Consider the following 2,223-nt stretch of genomic DNA (forward strand, 5'->3'; position numbering starts at 1 on the left):
CGATGTTCGCACCGTCGTAGTCGGCCACGTAGACGTCCTTGCGTCCAGGCCCCACGCGGCGCGCATAGGTGAGCTTGGTATGGAACGCACCGGACTTGCCGGTCAACACGCGAAGCAGCTCGTTGGCGAACTGATGCATGAACAGGCGCAGGCTGGAGACGCTGCCGCGGTAGCTGCGGCTCAGCACGGGCTCGTGGCCGCGGGCAGGCTCGAACAGCCGCATTTCTGCCGAAACCTGGTCGCCCACCTGCTTGAGCGAGCCCTTGACCACGCCCTGTGCGCCCACCACGGTCCAGGCGTTCGGAACGATGCCGAGGGCTTCGCTGGCAAGGTCGGCAACGAAGGAGCGGCTGTCGAGGACCCGGAAAAGCGACACCAGCTTCAGATCGTTGCGCAGCACGCCCGCCGCCTTGGCGCCGAGCTCGGCAGGGCCGAGCAGATTAGGGACTGCGATACGGTACAGGTCGCGATCGGGCGCGTCGATGTCGATCACGACCCGTGTAGGCAGAGGCGGCTCTTGCTCCTTGTGATCCTGAGTCCGCGCCGGGGTGGGCTCGATGTTCCAGAGCAGCACGGACAACGCCGCCATGCAGAGGCTCGCCGCCCTCGCCCGAGCCCCGGGGCCGACGGGAGCCTTGCGAAGGCTGTGCGCCGCCCTGCGTTCGCGAAACCGCGCGCAACGCGCGTGAAACCACGCCCTCATGCACGCTCTGACGCTCTGATTGTCCAAGATATTCCTTTGGGCTGGTGGCTTGTGGGGCTCAACCGGCGTCGCGCCCCTTGAAATTGAGCCGGATGGTCTGTCCGAGGTATTGGTTGCTCACCTCGGGTGGAGGCTCGGGCAGTGTGGCGTCCGCCTTGCGTAGCGCTTCGAGCCGATCCAACACGCTCTGGTCGAACAGCGGATTGCCGCTGCTTTTCTTGATCGCGAATTTTCCGATCTTGGCGTCCGTGGTGATACTGACCAGCACGCCCGTTGCAAGGCCCTGAAGCTCGTCACGGCTCATGGTTTCCGGCACGGTCCAGCCCTTCTTGAAGAAACCGTACAGCTTTCCAGCATAGACATTGCCGGCTTTGGCCTGTTTTTGGGTCCCCTCGGCGACTCCTTCGGCATCTCCCTCCTTGTCGCGCACCTCGGCGATTTCGGCAAACGCCTTGGCACGATCCCCCAGCTGCGTCAGCAGATCCTCCACCGGTTGCTCGGGGCGCTTCTGCTTGCGGCGCTTCTTCTTTTCGGGCTTCAGCTTCCTCGATACGACCGTCTTGTCGTCGGGCGCGGTGGTCAGCCTTGGCACCTGCCGATTCGGCATCTTGCGGGGGTCGAACGGCTTGCCGAGCTGCACGAAGCGTGCTTCCACGATCTGCTTTTCCTCGATTTGGAACGCTTCGGTGCCTTCGCTGAACAGGCCGAGCCCCTGAAGCAGGGGCAGGGCAACCGGGAGCGCCACGTGGGCGCACGCGGTGGCCAGCAAGCCGCCGATGAACATGGGTGCGTCGAGCCTGGGCGATCGCAGCACCGATGTGCCTCCAGGCGGCCGTGAGAGGTACTGGGCCATGCGCTACTCGGACGCGAGCGGGTCGGTGACCAACCCGAGCTTCTGGATCCCCGCCTTGCGTACGAGTGCCAGCACCTTCGCAACGAACCCGTACGGCACGGCTTCGTCGGCCTGAATATAAAGCTCCCGCTCGCTGCGCAGGCGCTCGTTGTTCAGCAGGGTCTGTTCGAGCCGGTCGTATGCCACCTCGATCTCCCCGAGGTAGACCTTTTCGTCCTCGGTAATCGTCATCAGCAGCTTTTCGTCGTCGAGCTCCATGCGCGGCGCGCGCGTGCTGGGCAGGTCGACGTCCACGCCCTTCGTCATCATGGGAGCGCTCACCATGAAGATGATCAACAGCACGAGCATCACGTCCACCAACGGTGTGACGTTGATCTCGCTCATCGGACCCTTGCCGCCGGTCGTGAATCCCACGCTCCGTGCCCTCCGCGGCCTATTCCATCAGGAAATGGCGGCGCACGATGTTCAGGTAGTCGCTGGAGAAAGCTTCCATCTCGCTCTGCAGTACGTGGATACGCCGCACAAAGTAATTGTACGCCATCACCGCCGGAATGGCTGCAGCCAAACCGATGGCGGTTGCGATCAATGCCTCGGCGATTCCGGGTGCCACCACGTCCAAGCTCGCGTTTTGCTGCGCAGCGATCGAGATGAACGAGTTCATGATGCC

General features: G+C 63.6%; 4 protein-coding genes. All 4 read right to left on the reverse strand.

Features of this window, described 5'->3' with window-relative positions:
• A partial coding sequence (locus MJD61_18310; protein ID MCG8557216.1) for a hypothetical protein occupies positions 1 to 730 on the reverse strand: 730 nt, incomplete at its 3' end.
• Between the two features lie 31 nt (positions 731 to 761).
• Positions 762 to 1,556 carry a TonB C-terminal domain-containing protein gene (locus MJD61_18315; protein MCG8557217.1) on the reverse strand — a complete coding sequence of 265 codons (795 nt, stop codon included), beginning with the start codon at positions 1,554 to 1,556 and terminating at the stop codon, positions 762 to 764.
• A 3-nt stretch (positions 1,557 to 1,559) separates the two neighbouring features.
• Positions 1,560 to 1,970, reverse strand: coding sequence for an ExbD/TolR family protein (locus MJD61_18320; GenBank protein MCG8557218.1), 411 nt, complete (start codon positions 1,968 to 1,970; stop codon positions 1,560 to 1,562).
• A gap of 19 nt (positions 1,971 to 1,989) precedes the next feature.
• Positions 1,990 to 2,223 (reverse strand): MotA/TolQ/ExbB proton channel family protein (locus MJD61_18325; protein MCG8557219.1); only part of this gene is annotated, 234 nt, incomplete at its 5' end.

The sequence above is a fragment of the Pseudomonadota bacterium genome, assembly GCA_022361155.1.
Lineage (GTDB): Bacteria > Myxococcota_A > Polyangia > Polyangiales > JAKSBK01 > JAKSBK01.